Here is a 16,448-nt window from a genome sequence, read left to right on the forward strand (position 1 = left end):
TACCGCTGGGTCATTACGTCTGAGTTATTACGTTTGAGTCATGCCGTTATGGCGTAACAACGCGTCGATGCTGGGCTCGCGGCCCCGGAACGCTTTGAACGAGTCCATCGCTGGACGACTACCGCCTACTTCGAGAATCTCGCGCCGGTAGTGCGCGCCGATCTCGGCATCCAGCACGCTGCCGGTACCGGCACCAGATAAGGCGGCCTCCTCGAAGGCCGCGTAGGCATCGGCCGACAACACCTCAGCCCATTTGTAGCTGTAGTACCCGGCTGCATAGCCGCCCGCAAAAATATGCGAGAACGTGTTTGGCCAACGCGAAAACGGCGCTTGCGTAATCACGTGGTAATGCTCGTTGATCTCACGCGCCAGGTCATTCACGCTGAGCGCACCGCTCGGATCGAAATCGGTATGCAAGCGCATATCGAAACTGGAAAGGACGACTTGGCGCAACGTGGCCAAGCCGCTCTGGAAGTTCTTGGCGGCGATCATCTTGTCGAACAGCTCACGTGGCATAGGCGCGCCGGTCTCGGCATGAGCCGTCATCGCGCTGAGCACATCCCACTCCCAGCAGAAATTCTCCATGAATTGCGATGGCAGTTCGACAGCGTCCCACTCCACGCCATTGATGCCCGATACGCCCATATCATCGACGCGGGTCAGCATGTGGTGCAAGCCATGCCCGGTCTCGTGAAACAGCGTGATGACTTCATCATGCGTGAAGCATGCCGGCTTGCCGTTCATCGGTGCGGAGAAGTTGCAGGTCAGATAAGCCACCGGCGTTTGCACGCGGCCATCGCTATGTTTGTGACGCGAGCGCGCGTCGTCCATCCACGCGCCGCCACGCTTGCCTTCACGCGCGTAAAGGTCGAGATAGAACTGCGCGACCAACTGGCCTGCCGCCGATTCGACGCGGAAAAAGCGCACGTCGGGGTGCCATACCGGCGCTTGGTCCGGGCGGATGGTCACGCCGAACAGCGTTTCGACGACACGGAACAGCCCGGCCAGCACCGCCGGTTCCGGGAAATATTGTTTGACTTCATTTTCCGAAAACGCATAGCGCTTTTCGCGCAGGCGCTCCGAGGCGAACGACGTATCCCAGGGCTGCAAGTCGCTCAAGCCCAGTTCGCTGGCGGCAAATTCGCGCAACTCGTTCCAGTCCTGTTCGCCGTGCGCGCGCGCCCGACGGGCGAGGTCGTCGAGAAAATCGATGACTTGAGCCGGCGATTCGGCCATCTTGGGTGCAAGCGACACTTCCGCGAAATTCGCGTAGCCGAGCATCTGCGCCTCTTCGCGCCGCAGTGCGAGCTGCTCGCTGATGTTGGCCGTGTTGTCCCAGTCCGCTTGCCCTTGTCCGTAGTGGGCGCCGAGTTCGGAGGCGCGTGTGGCATAGGCGCGATAGAGCGTCTCGCGCAGCGTTCGGTTGCCCGCGTATTGCATGACCGGAAAATAGGAAGGGAAATGCAGCGTGAATTTGTAGCCGGGCTTACCGTCTTTTTGCGCGGCGAGCCGGGCGGCTTCACGCGCATCTTCGGGCAAGCCGTCGACCTCGGCTTCGTTTTCGCTCAGGTAGGCGTAGGCATTGGTTGCGTCGAGCACGTGGTCCGAAAACGCTTTGCCCAATTCAGCCTGGCGTTCCTGCAAGGCGGCGAAGCGCGGCTTATCGGCCTCTGGCAGTTCGGCGCCGGACAGCCGAAAACCGCGCAATGAGTTGTCGATAATCTTTTTGCGAGCCGGGGAGAGCGTCGCGAATTCGGGCGATTCGGCAACGCCTTTATATTTTTCGTAGAGCGCCAGGTTTTGACCGAGATTGCTCCAGAATTCCGTCATGCGCTGCAGGTTTTCACCATACGTGGCGCGCAGCTCCGGGGTGTCGGCCACCGCGTTCAGGTGGCCGACGATGCCCCAGGCGCGCGACAGCGGCTCGGTTGCACCTTCCACGGATTCAACGATGGCATCCCAGGTGGCGGGGGTCTGCGCATCGCTCGCACGCGCCACTGCGGCGCTGGCATCGGCCAACAGTAAATCGAGGGCCGGCGTGACGTGCTCCGGACGGATCGCGGCAAATTGAGGCAAATCGCTGAAATCGAGCAGCGGGTTAGTTTGACGGATGACCGCGTCGTTGGCTTGATTGGGTATTGGGCTCATGGGAATCCTGATGACGATGGTTGCCGACTATGTCTAGTGTGCGACTCTCGCGCGTGGCAATCCAATTGATTGTGCTAAAGACGGCGATTAGGGAAAGCGTAATAGGGTAGGTCGAGAGCGGGTGCGGCGCCGGAATAGAGCTGGCCTGGCGCGGCCTGGAAGAGCTGCCCCGGCGTGGCCGGGGCTTGGCTCGGCCCGGAGAGAGACAGCCTAGGCCAGCCAGCCGCAGCGCCTTTATCAGACCCTCCCTGCTGCAGCTCGTTCCGCGGCTTCAAGCGTATTCACGAGCAGCATCGTGATGGTCATCGGACCGACACCGCCGGGTACGGGCGTAATAAAGCCGGCCACTTCCTTGACCCCCGCGAAATCGACGTCGCCGCATAGCTTGCCCGCCTCGTCGCGGTTCATGCCGACGTCGATGACAGCCGCTCCCGGCTTGACCATGTCGGCCGTGAGCATATTGCGCCGGCCGGTGGCCACCACCACGATATCGGCGGTGCGAGTATGGGCGGCGATATCGCGCGTCTTGGAGTGGCAGATCGTGACCGTGGCACCTGCCTCCAGCAGCAGCAAGGCCATAGGCTTGCCGACGATATTCGAGCGCCCGATCACGACCGCATTGGCGCCGCTCAATGCGATTTTCTCGGACTCGAACATCTTCATCACGCCATACGGCGTGCACGGTCGAAAACGTGGCTGGCCTGTCATCAAAGCCCCCGCGTTGGCGACGTGAAAGCCGTCGACGTCCTTTTCCGGGGCAATCGCTTCAATGACCTTGTGGCTGTCGATGTGCGGCGGCAGCGGCAACTGCACCAGAATGCCGTGGATGCGCGGGTCATCGTTAAGCTCGGCGATGCGCTCCAGCAGCGCCGCCTCGCTCAGGTCCGCGCTCAGGCGTTCATGCACCGAATACAGGCCGTTGTCTTCGCAAGCCTTGATCTTGTTGCGCACATACACCTGGCTGGCGGGGTTTTCGCCCACCAGCAGCACTGCAAGGCCGGGCTGTGTGCCACGCGCAGTGAGCGCTGCGGCACGTTGCGCGACCTCGCTGCGCAAGTGTTTGGAGAGGGCGTTACCGTCGATGAGTTTGGCAGTCATGGTAGAGGCGGATGCATCAGAAAAAGTGCTGGCGGAAGGTGGCAGGATTCGAGCAAGCGCTGACTCGGGCCGGCGTAAAAACGCGAATCAAGGGAATCGCACGTATAGCTTAGATGTGGATCGAATCGCACAAATCAAGCCCGCTAAACTTGTGGAACCCGCGGTCGAGCTCACGTTAAACCCGTCGTCAACCCCGTCAAGACAGGGCAATCGGGCGCGCAGACAGGCGCCCAAGCGAGGCACGGAATCGGCTCAGGGCGCGGCGGGGGAAATAGATCCAGGAATCGTCCGGAAATAAATCTGTCGGCCCAATGAGCCGCGCGGACCCGCTGCGCTTACAACCCAGGCCGCAGCACCACGCCGCGGCCTTACGGGTACGAAGGTAGCTTACGACTTTCTGGAGAGTGCCAGACGCAACAGGTCCGCAACCGTGTTGACGCTTAGTTTTTCCATGATGTTGGCACGATGCGCTTCGACCGTCTTGATGCTGATGCTGAGGTCATCGGCGATTTGTTTGTTCAGGCGCCCGGCGATGATGCGCTCCAGCACCTGGTGCTCGCGCGCCGTCAGTTTGCTCAGGCGTTCGGTGGCCGAGCGCTGTTGCTGGACGTCGGCGCTTTCGGCGCGCGCCTTGTCGAGCATGCGTTCGACCAAGCGGCGCAGTTCAGCCTCATCGAACGGCTTTTCGATGAAATCCATCGCGCCTTTTTTCATCGTCGAGACGGCCATCGGCACGTCGCCGTGGCCGGTCACGAAGATGATCGGCAAGGTGGAATTTTCGGCGATCAGTTTTTCCTGCAACTCGAGGCCGGTCATACCGGACATCCGGACATCCAGAATCAGGCAACCGATCTGGCTGGCGTGTTGTCCCGATTTGTAGGCGTCCAGAAACTGCTCTGCGCCCGAGAAGCATTGCACCCGATAGCCGTTGGCTTCGAGAAGCCAACGCAGCGAATCGCGGATCGCCTCGTCGTCGTCAACAACGAAAACGGTCTCTTGCATGGTGACTTGGCTGCTCATAAATCTCCCGTGGCGGTTTGAAGTGTCGGTGCGTTCGAGTCCGAAGCCGGCTTGTTACCGGCTTCGTTCATTGGATGCAAATGCGGTTCACGCGATGATGCATTCGGACTACCTGCTGGCGGCGTGGCTTCGCCTGTTGCAGAAGTGGGCAAACTGACGTTAAAGGTGCAACCTAGCACAGTGCCATCGGATTCTACGTTGTTCTCGACCCACAAGCGGCCCCGATGCGACTCTATGATAGATCGGCAAATATTCAAACCCATTCCCATGCCATCTGATTTGGTACTGTAAAACGGCTCGAAGAGGCGTTCGGCGATCGATTCGTCCACGCCTGGCCCCTGGTCGATCACACTGATGCGTACCGTCTCGCCGTGGTCCCGCACCACCACGCGTATCACCGGGTCGACGGCGTCGGGCTTATGGGCATGCATGGCTTCGGCAGCATTCTTGAGCAAGTTGATCAGCACCTGCTCGATCAGCACCGGGTCGACATAAATGATAGGCAGCCGGGCGCGCAGGTCGATCACGATGCGCATGCGATGCTTGCGCGTTTCGATTTCGGCTAGGCCAATGGCGTCGGCGACGATATCGGCCACCTGGGCCGGCTGTCGCTTGGGCTCGCTGCGTTTGACGAATTCGCGGATGCGCTTGATGATCATGCCAGCCCGCACCGCTTGCTGCGAGGTTTTTTCCAGCACCGGCAACAGGCTTTCCGGCGTAGTGCGGCCCGCCTTGACAAGCGCCACGGTTCCCGAACAGTAATTATTGATGGCGGCGAGCGGCTGGTTCAATTCATGCGCGAGCGAGGAGGCCATTTCCCCCATCGTAATCAGGCGGCTGGTGAATTGCAGTTTCTCGTCCTGCTGGCGCGCCAATTCCTGTGCCTGCTTGCGCGTCGTAATGTCAGTGGCGATCTGCATCTGGGCCAGATGCCCGTCTACCCATTGAATATATTGGCGCCGCACTTCGAACCATTTCTGATTGCTCTGCACGTAGACCTCGTGAGTGTCCGAGGTGGTTTCGGTCAGCGCCGCGGCCGGCAGGCCCGCATAGGCGTCGACCATATCGATCGAGTCGCTCGACGCCTGCGCCACGTCGAAGCCGGCGCCGGCCAGCTCGAGGTGGCCAGCCGGACGGATGCCGAACAGGTGCCGGTAGTAGCGGTTGGCGAATAGCAATTCGGCTTCGTCTGCGGCCAGCACCGACACGGCCGCATCCAGGCTTTCCAGCACCGTGGTGAAACGTTCGTGCGCGGCGGCCAATTCTTCGCGCGCGCGCTTGGGCTCGGTGATATCGGTCATCGACGACATCCAGCCGGTTTGGCGCCCGGTGCTTTCGATCAGTGGCGATACGTACAAACGCGCGTGAAACAACGACGCGTCCTTGCGGCGTACCTTGAGTTCGAACCCGCTCGATGGCGCCTTGCCGCGCAGCGTCATGTCGAGCTGGCGTTGCATTTCCGGATAGTTGTCGCGCGGCCAATAGGGGAAGGGTGCGGTCTTGCCGACCAGGTCGGCCTCGTCCCAGCCGGTCATCCGGCAAAAGGCCGGGTTGACGTGGGTGATACGGCCAGTCATATCGAGCACGCGCATGCCGATCAGCACGGAATTTTCCATCGCACGCCGAAAGAACGCCTCGGCATACAGCGCCTGCTGCGCTTCGAAGCGCTGCCGCGTGTGTTTCCACAGGCTCCACAAGCTCCACAGCACGAAGCAAGAGAGTCCGGCGATCAGCCATACCAGCGTGTTATTGGTGAAATTGGTGGCCTGCGGGTAAGCGTACACGCGAACCGAGATGCCATGCCCGGGCGGGTCCAGCGGCAAGTCGTAAAACGCGTCGTGCGGCAGGCGCGGCCGGCTCGACGAAGTGGCCAGCTCGCGGCTGTTTTCGTCGGTGATGGTGATTTTGTATTTGGACGAGAGCTCGGCCGGCAACTCGTAGGCCAGGATCCCTTCGATGGCAAACACCGAAGAGATCGAACCGAGAAACTGCCGGTCGCGGAAAATGGGCGTTTGCAAGGTGACGTACCCTTTACCCAGATCGTCATAAAGCAAGGCCGAATAAATCTGGCGCCGTGAATTGCGCGCCTGGTCGAAACCGTTGAGTAGCGAGCTGGCAATCAGGCTGGCGTCGGGTAGCGTGAGCTTGCCGCCAATGACCGGCGCCGGCATCGTGGGCCAGTGCGACTTGCCGCTATCGTCGATCCAGTTCAGGCCGATGATCTCGGGGTGGGTCTGGCGCAAATTGTTGGCCGACGTGGTGAAGCTGCTCTGATCCTGACGCCCGGCCGCGATGTCGCGCGCAAGTGCCGCGAGCTGCTCCTGGGCATTGGTCATGGAAAGCCGGATTTGTTGCTGCGCCCAGGCCACATTCCGATAAAGTGTGTCTTGTTGCTGCTGCTCTTCGTGGCGATTCAAGCTCCACAAAATCAGACTCATCACCACCAGAAACACGATAATCGAGATAAGTGGCGTCAGCAGGTAGGAGTTGGCGCGCCACGACCCCGGTTGCCCGCGATTTGCGCGATTGTGCGTTGAAGTAAAGGCGGACGAGGCCGGAAAGGGCCTGCGTCGACGGGAGAAAAGGCGGCGATTCAGCATGCCCGTATTGTAGCGCAGCACTTGCAGGAAGAACCTTGGAAAGCGGTGTCCAGCTTGAATCCAACGGGTTTAATGTGTCGCAAAATACGTTGCGCCGCAGCAATTTATCACATTGTGAGATGGCATCTCGTGATTTGAAAATTTCCCTTGCCAGAGGGTTGGACAGGTATTTACAATCCGCTCAAGATTGGCGCCAACCGTATTGTTTTCATACAAAGAAAGTGACGCGGGCGACGTTCACCTATAAAGCGTTCCCTCAATCAGGAGACCAGCATGTCCGCCGTACCCGAGGAAGTACTGAAGTACGTTGGCGTCGCGCATGACGACGACACCCAGGAAACTGCAGAGTGGCTAGAAGCACTCGAAGGTGTGTTAAGTGCGGCCGGCCCCGATCGCGCCCATTACCTGATTGAGAAGCAAATCGAATTTGCTCGCGTGCACGGCGAGCATTTGCCGTTTTCCGCCAACACCCCCTATATCAATACGATACCGGTCAGCCTGCAGGCCAAAATCCCCGGCGACCAGGATATCGAATACAAGATTCGTTCCTATACGCGCTGGAATGCGCTCGCGATGGTGCTGCGTGCCGGCAAGGACACGAACGTCGGTGGCCATATCGCCTCGTTTGCCTCGGCCGCGACGCTTTACGACGTCGGCTTCAACCACTTTTGGCACGCCCCGTCGGACAAGCACGGCGGCGACCTGGTGTTTGTGCAGGGCCATTCCTCGCCGGGCGTGTATGCACGCGCCTTTTTGTTGGGCCGGCTGAGCGAAAACCAGTTGGTCAATTTCCGTCAGGAAGTGGGCGGCGAAGGTCTTTCGTCGTATCCGCATCCGTGGCTGATGCCCGATTTCTGGCAATTCCCGACGGTGTCGATGGGCTTGGGCCCGATCATGGCGATTTACCAGGCGCGCTTCATGAAGTACCTGGAACATCGCGGCGTGATTCAAAGGCAAAACCGCAAGGTGTGGGCTTTCCTGGGCGACGGCGAAACCGACGAACCGGAATCGCTCGGTGCAATCGGCATGGCCGGTCGCGAGCGGCTCGACAACCTGGTGTTCGTCATCAACTGTAACCTGCAGCGCCTCGATGGTCCGGTGCGCGGTAACGGCAAGATCATCCAGGAGCTGGAATCCGAGTTCCGCGGTGCGGGCTGGAACGTCATCAAGGTGGTGTGGGGTAGCCGCTGGGACGCGCTCTTTACGCGCGACAAGACCGGTGCGCTGATGCGCCGGATGATGGAAGTGGTGGACGGCGAATACCAGACGTACAAATCCGAAAGCGGCGCGTACGTGCGCGAACATTTCTTCAACACGCCTGAGCTCAAGGCTCTGGTCGCCGACTGGTCCGACGATGACGTGTGGAACCTGAATCGCGGTGGCCATGATCCGCACAAGATCTACGCTGCGTATCACGAAGCTTCGCAGTCCAAGAACCAGCCGACGGTGATTCTCGCCAAGACCATCAAGGGTTACGGCATGGGCGAGTCGGGCCAGGCGATGAACATCACGCACCAGCAGAAGAAATTGCCAGTCGAGCAACTGAAGAAATTCCGCGACCAGTTCCGCCTGCCGATCTCCGACGAAGCGATCGAAGAGGTGCCGTTCCTCAAGTTCGAAGACGGCTCCAAGGAACTGGCCTACATGCGCGATCGACGCATGGAGCTGGGCGGCTATCTGCCCACGCGCCGCCAGAAAGCGGCATCGCTGCCGGCGCCGGATCTGGCCGTGTTCGAACCAGTGCTCAAAGGCACGGGTGCGGGCCGAGAAATTTCCACCACGATGGCGTTCGTGCGGATCTTGAATATCTTGCTCAAGGACAAGGCCCTGGGCAAACGCATCGTTCCGATCGTGCCCGATGAGTCGCGTACGTTCGGCATGGAAGGCTTGTTCCGTCAGATCGGCATCTGGAACCAGGATGGTCAGAAATACATTCCGGAAGACAGCGACCAGTTGATGTTCTACAAGGAGTCCGAAACCGGGCAGGTCTTGCAGGAAGGTATCAACGAAGCGGGCGCCATGTGCGACTGGATCGCCGCAGCCACGTCGTATTCGACGCATGGCGAGCAGATGATTCCGTTCTACATTTTCTATTCGATGTTCGGTTTCCAGCGTATCGGCGACCTGGCCTGGGCGGCTGGCGACATGCGTTCGCGCGGTTTCCTGCTCGGCGGCACCGCTGGGCGCACGACGCTCAATGGCGAAGGCTTGCAGCATGAAGACGGACATTCGCATCTGTGGTCGGGCGCGATCCCGAATTGCATCAGCTATGACCCGACCTTCGGCTACGAGCTCGCCGTCGTGGTGCAGGACGGCTTGCGCCGCATGGTGCAAGAGCAGGAAGACGTTTATTACTACCTGACGGTGATGAACGAGAACTACGAGCATCCGGCCATTCCTGAGGGCCGCGAACAGGACATCATCAAGGGCATGTACGCGTTCCGCCAGGGCGCAGCCGACAACAAGGCGCCGCGCGTGCAGTTGCTGGGTTCGGGCACGATCTTCAATGAAGTGATCGCTGCGGCCACGCTGCTCAAGGATGACTGGGGCGTCGAAGCCGACCTGTGGGGCTGCCCGAGCTTTACCGAGCTGGCGCGCGATGGCCAGGCCGTGGCACGACGCAACATGCTGCATCCGGAACAGCCGGCCGAAGAATCGCATGTCGGCAAGCTGCTCAAGGGCGCCAGGGGTCCCGTGATTGCCGCAACCGATTATGTGCGCGGTTTTGCCGAGCAGATCCGTGCCTTTGTGCCCAATCGTTATGTGGTGCTGGGCACCGACGGTTTCGGTCGTTCGGATACGCGTGAAAACCTGCGTCACTTCTTTGAAGTGGATCGGCGCTGGGTCGCGGTGGCGGCACTCAATGCGTTGGCCGATGACGGCGTGTTGCCGAAGAGCCGCGTGGCGGAAGCGATTGCCAAGTATGAGCTCGATCCGTCCAAACCCAACCCGATGACGGTCTAAAGCCAATTCGAAGGGAGCGTGCGCAGTCCGAGCGGTCGCGCACGCTCCTTTTGCACAGGAGACACGCTGAAATGAGTCAAACGATTGAAATCAAGGTACCGGACATCGGTGACTACACCGGTATTCCGGTGATCGAGGTACTGGTCAAGGTGGGCGACGTCGTCGAAAAAGAGCAGTCGTTGATTACGCTCGAATCCGACAAGGCAACGATGGATGTGCCCAGCCCGGAAGCCGGGACCGTCAAGGAAATCAAAGTCAAGGCCGGCGACCCGGTGTCGCAGGGTACGTTGATCGTGATTCTCGAGGGCGCAGCGGCGCAGGCTGCCGAGAAGCCCGCGGCAAAATCCGCTGAAAAGCCGGCCGATAATTCAGCCAATAAGCCCCCAGCTGATTCAGCCGAAAAACCTGCAGCGAAGGTCGAAGAAGCGCCTGCCGCAGCAGGCGGCGGCACGATAGAAGTGAAAGTCCCGGACATCGGCGACTACAAAGACGTGCCCGTGATCGAAATCTCGATCAAGGTCGGCGATGTGGTCGAGAAAGAGCAATCGTTGATCACGCTCGAGTCGGATAAGGCCACGATGGACGTACCGAGCCCGGAAGCGGGTACGGTCAAGGAAATCAAGGTCAAGGTTGGCGATGCGGTGGCCGAAGGTACGCTGATCGTGATCCTCGAGGCCGCAGGCAAAGCGGCGGCGGCTAAGCCCGCTGCTGCGAGCGCGGCGCCGGCACAGGCTGCTGCACCAGTTGCAGCCGCTGCAGCACCGTCTGCCAGCACTGCAAGCGCCCCGGCGCCGGCCTCGACGGGCACGGCGGATGCGCCAGCGGTCGAGGCGCGAGGCTCGATCAGTCATGCCAGTCCGTCGGTGCGCAAGTTTGCCCGCGAGCTCGGTGTCGAGATCGGCCGTGTGGCGGGTACCGGGCCGAAAGGGCGGATCACCCAGGACGATGTGCGTGCCTTCGTCAAGGGCGTGGTCGTGGCGTCGCAAAAACCGGCTGCTGCAGCCTCGGGCGCGGTCACCGGTGGCGGCGAACTCAACTTGCTGCCGTGGCCCAAGGTCGATTTCGCCAAGTTCGGTCCGATCGATCCGAAGCCGCTGTCGCGCATCAAGAAGATTTCGGGCGCGAACCTGCACCGCAACTGGGTGATGATTCCGCACGTTACCAATAACGAAGATGCGGACATCACCGACCTTGAAGCGTTCCGGGTTCAATTGAACAAGGAAAACGAAAAGTCGGGCGTCAAGGTGACGATGCTGGCGTTCCTGATCAAGGCTTGCGTGTCGGCGCTCAAAAAGCATCCGAGCTTCAATGCCAGCCTGGACGGCGACAACCTGGTCTACAAGCAGTACTTCCACGTTGGTTTTGCGGCTGATACGCCCAACGGACTGATGGTTCCCGTCTTGCGCGACGCCGATAAAAAAGGCGTATTCGAGATCGCCAAGGAAACGTCGGAACTGGCCAAGGCTGCACGTGATGGCAAGCTCAAGCCAGATCAGATGCAAGGCGGCTGCTTCTCGATTTCGTCGCTCGGTGGCATTGGCGGAACCTACTTCACGCCGATTATCAATGCGCCGGAAGTCGGTATCCTCGGCGTGGGCCGCAGCAGTACTCAACCGGTATGGGATGGCAAGCAATTCGTCCCCCGGCTGATCCTGCCGTTGTCGCTGTCGTATGACCACCGTGTCGTCGACGGCGCCGAAGCGGCACGCTTCAACGCTCATCTTGCGCAAGTCCTGGCGGATTTCCGCCGCGTCATGCTGTAACTAACTGGCGCGCTGCGTGACCGTGCGATCTTCAGCGCGGGCGCAGCGTTTTTGCGCGCGGAATGCGAGCGCATCGAGCGTCATCGAACAATTAAGTGGAGCCTGCCATGAGTCTCATCGAAGTCAAGGTGCCGGACATCGGCGACTTTAAAGATGTGGATGTAATTGAAGTACTCGTTAAAGCCGGCGATACGATCAGCAAGGAGCAGGGCCTGCTGACGCTGGAATCGGACAAGGCGTCGATCGAAGTGCCGAGCGACGCGGCAGGCGTGGTCAAGGAATTGAAAATCAAGGTGGGCGACAAGGTCTCGCAAGGTTCGGTGATCTTGATGCTGGAAGCCGAAGGTGGCGCGGCCGCGGATAAGCCCAAGGACGCTGCGCCCAAGGCTGAAACGAAGCCCGAATCTGCTGCAGCGCCTGCGGCGAAACCCGCTGCCGCTCAACCCGCTGCAGCGGCCGCCGAATCTCGCGATACCGCTGCTCCGACGGGCGCGAGCTTTACCGGCAGCGCCGACATCGAGTGCGATCTGGTCGTGCTGGGCTCCGGCCCGGGCGGCTACTCCGCCGCCTTCCGGGGCGCCGACCTGGGCCTCAAGACAGTGCTTATCGAACGCTACGCAGCGTTGGGCGGCGTCTGCTTGAATGTCGGTTGTATTCCTTCCAAGGCACTGCTGCATACGGCGCTGGTGACCGACGAAGCGGCCGCGTTGGCTGCACACGGCATCACGTTCGGCAAGCCGCAGATCGATCTCGACAAGCTGCGCGCGTTCAAAACGAGCGTGGTCGGCAAAATGTCCGGCGGCCTCAGCGGCATGGCCAAGGGGCGCAAAGTCGAGGTCGTGACCGGCGTCGGTGCGTTCGTTGATCCGTACCACATCGAGGTCGAAACGGCGGAAGGCCGCAAGGTCGTCAAATTCAAGAACGCGATTATTGCCGCGGGCTCGCAGGCGGTGAAACTGCCGTTCATGCCGGAAGATCCGCGCGTCATCGATTCGACCGGCGCGCTTGAGCTACGGCAAATTCCCCAGCGTATGCTGGTGATAGGCGGCGGCATCATCGGATTGGAAATGGCCACGGTGTATTCGACGCTGGGCGCGAGCATCGACGTAGTGGAAATGCTCGATGGCCTGATGGCCGGCGCCGATCGCGATCTCGTCAAAGTTTGGGAGAAGTACAACGCCAAGCGCTTTGAGAAGGTCATGCTGAAAACGCGCACCACGTCGGCCGAAGCCAAGGACGACGGTATCTGGGTCAGTTTCGAAGGCGAGAAAGCACCCGATGGTCCGCAGCGTTATGACTTGGTGCTCGTGGCCGTGGGCCGTTCGCCCAATGGTGGCAAGATCGGTGCGCAGAAGGCCGGCGTCAAGGTGACTGATCGCGGGTTTATCGAGGTCGATGCGCAGCAACGCACCAATGTTTCGCATATCCTGGCTATCGGCGATATCGTCGGCCAGCCGATGCTTGCGCATAAAGCGGTGCATGAAGGCCATGTGGCCGCAGAGGTCGCGGCGGGTGAAAAGGCGTATTTCGATGCGCTGCAGATTCCGTCGGTGGCTTACACGGATCCCGAGGTGGCCTGGGCAGGTAAAACCGAGGATCAATGCAAAGCTGAGGGTATCCAATATGGCAAGGCCGTGTTCCCGTGGGCAGCGTCGGGTCGCGCGGTCGCCAACGGTCGCGACGAGGGGTTCACCAAGCTGCTGTTCGATCACGAGACGCATCGCGTGATCGGTGGTGGCATCGTCGGGCTGAATGCCGGGGATATCATCAGCGAGGTTTGCCTCGCGATCGAGATGGGTTCGGATGCCGAGGATATCGGCAAGACGATACATCCGCATCCCACGCTGGGCGAATCGATCGGCATGGCCGCCGAGTTGTTCCTCGGCGTGTGTACCGATTTGCCGCCGCCACGCAAGAAGTAAGGGCGCCAGCAGGGTACCCCGGGGTTAGGTGAACCCGGGTTTTACTCTGCCGGTGTTTAAAAAAAGGGCCGCGATTTATTCGCGGCCCTTTTTGTTGCTTGCAGCGTGTGGGCAGCTGCAAGCAACGCCTGGCGGGTAATCCCTCCGGGCTATTCTTCTACTTAGTTACGGTTGCCGCCAAAGATGCCCAGAATGGCCAGCAGGTTGACGAACACGTTATACAGATCGAGGTAAATCGCCAAGGTCGCCGTCACGTAGTTCGTTTCGCCGCCGTTGACCACGCGCTGCACATCGAACAGGATGTACACCGAGAAAATCACGATCGCGAGTATGGACACGGTTAGCATCAGGGCCGGCAGGTGCAGGAAGATATTGGCCACCGAAGCCAGCAACAGGATGATGACGCCCATGAACAGCCAGCTCGACAAGCCTGCGAAATTACGCTTGCTGACCGTTGCGATGGTGGCCATGGCGCCGAAGATCACCGCGGTGCCGCCGAACGCCATCATGATGAGCGATGCGCCGTTCGAGAAGCCCAGCGTGTAGCCGATCATGCGTGAAAGCATCAAGCCCATGAAAAACGTGAACGCGAGCAGCAGCACGACACCTACAGCGCTGTTACGGAAGCGCTGGATCGCGAACATAAAGCCGAATGCAACCACCATGAAGACGAGGAAACTGCTACCCGGGCTAGCCGCCATCAGGGTAGTGAGCCCCGCGGCGACGCCGATCCATGCGCCCAGCACCGTCGGAATCATCGAGAGCGCCAGCAGAAGGTACGTATTGCGCAGCACCTTGTTACGGGCCTGCACTGTCGTGACGCCGCCGGCGCGGCTGACGTCATAACTGCGGAAATCGCTCATGTTTGCTCCTTGCAAAATAAAGCTGAAAAACTGTCTCGGCGAAATTAATACTACGCGACATTTCGATGGAGCGTTGCCCTGCTCGGAGCCGCCGCTCGCCAGTGTTGGCGGCGACCTTCATCATAGCGTCATGGTCTAGCATTTACATTGACTTCGAGCCTTACGGGGACGTAAGGTTCCATTCCGATGATACCTTCGTTCATGTTACAATGCCAGATTCATTTACCACCGTAACACCCTAATTTTTCGGAGTTTTTATGGCGATTGAGCGCACCCTTTCGATTATCAAACCTGACGCAGTGGCAAAGAACGTCATCGGTCAGATTTACGCACGTTTCGAAGGCGCTGGTTTGAAGATTATCGCAGCTCGGATGGCACATTTGTCGCGCGCTGATGCTGAAAAATTCTACGCTGTTCACGCAGCACGGCCCTTCTTCAAGGATCTGGTCGATTTCATGATCTCCGGCCCGGTGATGATCCAGGCGCTGGAAGGCGAAGGCGCGATCCTGAAAAACCGCGACCTGATGGGCGCGACCGATCCGAAGAAAGCGGAGAAGGGCACCATCCGCGCCGATTTCGCCGACAGCATCGATGCCAACGCGGTTCATGGTTCGGACGCAGCGGAAACTGCCCGCGTTGAAATCAGCTTTTTCTTCCCGGAAATCAACGTTTATTCGCGTTAAAATAACAGACGCTCCGGGGTGTATCGCGGGCTGGCCATCGTCACTTTGATGATGGCCAGCCCGTCTACGTCTCCCACTGCGCGCACGGTTGCGCGCAGTGTGTGTTTTGCAAGGTGCGCAGGTCTTTTTTCAGTCCGCCGTTTCTGGCGAGTGAGCGCATATGAGACTGCGCATCTTCATCCCAGTCGACCCCAGCCGACCTCAGTCGTCCGGTAGGGCCCTCTAGCCAGGATATTCGATATGACGAACGCTGAAACCGTCAATTTGCTCGATTTCGACGCTGACGGGCTGGCCGCTTATTGTGCGAGCCTCGGCGAAAAAGCATTTCGTGCGAAGCAGTTGCAGCGCTGGATACACCAGGGCGGTGCGGCCGACTTCGATGCAATGACCGATCTCGCCAAGTCGTTGCGCAGCAAGCTTGCGCAACGCGCGCAGATCCGCTCGCCCCTCGTGGCCAGTGACAATATTTCAACCGACGGCACCCGCAAATGGCTGGTGGACGTCGGCAACGGCAATGCCGTCGAAACGGTGTACATTCCCGAAGAGTCGCGCGGGACGCTATGCGTGTCGTCGCAGGCCGGGTGCGCCGTTAACTGCCGGTTTTGCTCGACCGGCAAGCAGGGATTCAACCGCAATTTGAGCACCGCGGAAATCATCGGCCAACTGTGGATGGCCGAATTCGCTTTGCGTAAAACCCGTACAGGCGAGGCGGCCTCGAACCGGGTCATTACCAATGTCGTGATGATGGGCATGGGCGAGCCCCTGCTGAATTACGATGCGTTGTTGCCGGCGTTACGACTGATGCTCGATGACAACGCTTATGGTTTGTCGCGTCGCCGCGTCACGGTGTCGACTTCCGGCGTGGTGCCGATGATGGACCGGCTTGGTGCCGATCTGCCGGTGGCGCTGGCCGTATCGCTGCACGCCCCTAACGACGGGCTGCGCGACGATCTCGTGCCGTTGAATAAAAAATATCCATTACGCGAGTTGATGGCCGCGTGCCAGCGTTATTTGAAGGTGGCGCCGCGCGACTTTATTACATTTGAATACTGCATGCTTGACGGCGTTAACGACACGGACGAACATGCACGCGAGCTGGTCGCATTGACACGCGACGTTCCGTGCAAATTCAATCTGATTCCGTTTAACCCGTTTCCCGAATCAGGTTTGCTGCGCTCCAAGAATGAACGTATCAAACAGTTTGCGCAAATCCTGATGGATGCAGGCTTGATTACTACGGTGCGCAAAACCCGCGGCGACGATATCGACGCCGCGTGCGGACAGCTGGCCGGTGCAGTGCAAGACCGTACCCGCCTGGCGCAACGCGCACGCAAAGGCGTTATCGAGGTGCATCCGGCATGACGGTGTATTCATACGTCGCAGGTCC

General features: G+C 59.8%; 9 protein-coding genes and 1 pseudogene. 5 read left to right on the top strand and 5 right to left on the bottom strand.

The window, feature by feature from the left end; genetic code table 11:
* Positions 1-27 precede the first annotated feature (27 nt).
* From GSQ77_RS18005 to GSQ77_RS18020, 4 genes and pseudogenes are all read right to left on the bottom strand, one after another.
* Entirely contained in the window at positions 28-2,148 is a 2,121-nt protein-coding gene (locus tag GSQ77_RS18005; RefSeq protein WP_158904143.1) for a M3 family metallopeptidase, read from the bottom strand.
* Positions 2,149-2,385: 237 nt separating this feature from the next.
* On the bottom strand, positions 2,386-3,246 hold the full coding sequence (gene folD, locus GSQ77_RS18010) for a bifunctional methylenetetrahydrofolate dehydrogenase/methenyltetrahydrofolate cyclohydrolase FolD (RefSeq protein ID WP_158904144.1): 861 nt from the start codon (positions 3,244-3,246) through the stop codon (positions 2,386-2,388).
* 387 nt (positions 3,247-3,633) lie between these two features.
* The gene (gene fixJ / locus GSQ77_RS18015; protein WP_158904145.1) at positions 3,634-4,266 is read right to left on the bottom strand and encodes an oxygen response regulator transcription factor FixJ; all 633 of its coding nucleotides are present in this window, start codon (positions 4,264-4,266) and stop codon (positions 3,634-3,636) included.
* A gap of 146 nt (positions 4,267-4,412) precedes the next feature.
* Positions 4,413-6,866: pseudogene (locus tag GSQ77_RS18020) on the bottom strand (PAS domain S-box protein); the annotation flags it as partial.
* A gap of 273 nt (positions 6,867-7,139) precedes the next feature.
* Here GSQ77_RS18020 and aceE point away from each other — a divergent pair.
* The 3 genes from aceE (at position 7,140) to lpdA (ending at position 13,515) form a co-directional block, all read left to right on the top strand.
* A complete protein-coding gene (gene aceE / locus GSQ77_RS18025) occupies positions 7,140-9,830 on the top strand; it encodes a pyruvate dehydrogenase (acetyl-transferring), homodimeric type (protein WP_158904147.1) in 2,691 nt (896 codons plus the stop codon).
* A 71-nt stretch (positions 9,831-9,901) separates the two neighbouring features.
* Complete coding sequence (aceF, locus tag GSQ77_RS18030; protein WP_158904148.1) at positions 9,902-11,593, top strand: dihydrolipoyllysine-residue acetyltransferase; 1,692 nt, start codon at positions 9,902-9,904, stop codon at positions 11,591-11,593.
* Between the two features lie 107 nt (positions 11,594-11,700).
* The gene (gene lpdA / locus GSQ77_RS18035) at positions 11,701-13,515 is read left to right on the top strand and encodes a dihydrolipoyl dehydrogenase (RefSeq protein ID WP_158904149.1); all 1,815 of its coding nucleotides are present in this window, start codon (positions 11,701-11,703) and stop codon (positions 13,513-13,515) included.
* Positions 13,516-13,676: 161 nt separating this feature from the next.
* Here lpdA and GSQ77_RS18040 read toward each other — a convergent pair whose 3' ends face one another.
* Positions 13,677-14,378: a Bax inhibitor-1/YccA family protein gene (locus GSQ77_RS18040; RefSeq protein ID WP_158904150.1), complete on the bottom strand. Its 702-nt coding sequence runs from the start codon at positions 14,376-14,378 to the stop codon at positions 13,677-13,679.
* 257 nt (positions 14,379-14,635) lie between these two features.
* Between GSQ77_RS18040 and ndk the strand changes: the two genes are divergently transcribed.
* A complete protein-coding gene (gene ndk, locus GSQ77_RS18045) occupies positions 14,636-15,061 on the top strand; it encodes a nucleoside-diphosphate kinase (RefSeq protein WP_158904151.1) in 426 nt (141 codons plus the stop codon).
* A 240-nt stretch (positions 15,062-15,301) separates the two neighbouring features.
* Entirely contained in the window at positions 15,302-16,423 is a 1,122-nt protein-coding gene (gene rlmN / locus GSQ77_RS18050; protein ID WP_158904152.1) for a 23S rRNA (adenine(2503)-C(2))-methyltransferase RlmN, read from the top strand.
* Positions 16,424-16,448 lie beyond the last annotated feature (25 nt).

This window comes from Burkholderia sp. L27(2015) (assembly GCF_009765705.1).
Lineage (GTDB): Bacteria > Pseudomonadota > Gammaproteobacteria > Burkholderiales > Burkholderiaceae > LMUX01.

Excerpts from the sequence above, each read along its gene's own strand:
- GSQ77_RS18005 (WP_158904143.1), bottom strand. The coding sequence starts at position 2,148 with ATGAGCCCAATACCCAATCAAGCCAACGACGCGGTCATCCGTCAAACT.
- lpdA (WP_158904149.1), top strand. The coding sequence starts at position 11,701 with ATGAGTCTCATCGAAGTCAAGGTGCCGGACATCGGCGACTTTAAAGAT.
- GSQ77_RS18040 (WP_158904150.1), bottom strand. The coding sequence starts at position 14,378 with ATGAGCGATTTCCGCAGTTATGACGTCAGCCGCGCCGGCGGCGTCACG.
- rlmN (WP_158904152.1), top strand. The coding sequence starts at position 15,302 with ATGACGAACGCTGAAACCGTCAATTTGCTCGATTTCGACGCTGACGGG.
- folD (WP_158904144.1), bottom strand. The coding sequence starts at position 3,246 with ATGACTGCCAAACTCATCGACGGTAACGCCCTCTCCAAACACTTGCGC.
- fixJ (WP_158904145.1), bottom strand. The coding sequence starts at position 4,266 with ATGAGCAGCCAAGTCACCATGCAAGAGACCGTTTTCGTTGTTGACGAC.
- aceF (WP_158904148.1), top strand. The coding sequence starts at position 9,902 with ATGAGTCAAACGATTGAAATCAAGGTACCGGACATCGGTGACTACACC.
- ndk (WP_158904151.1), top strand. The coding sequence starts at position 14,636 with ATGGCGATTGAGCGCACCCTTTCGATTATCAAACCTGACGCAGTGGCA.
- aceE (WP_158904147.1), top strand. The coding sequence starts at position 7,140 with ATGTCCGCCGTACCCGAGGAAGTACTGAAGTACGTTGGCGTCGCGCAT.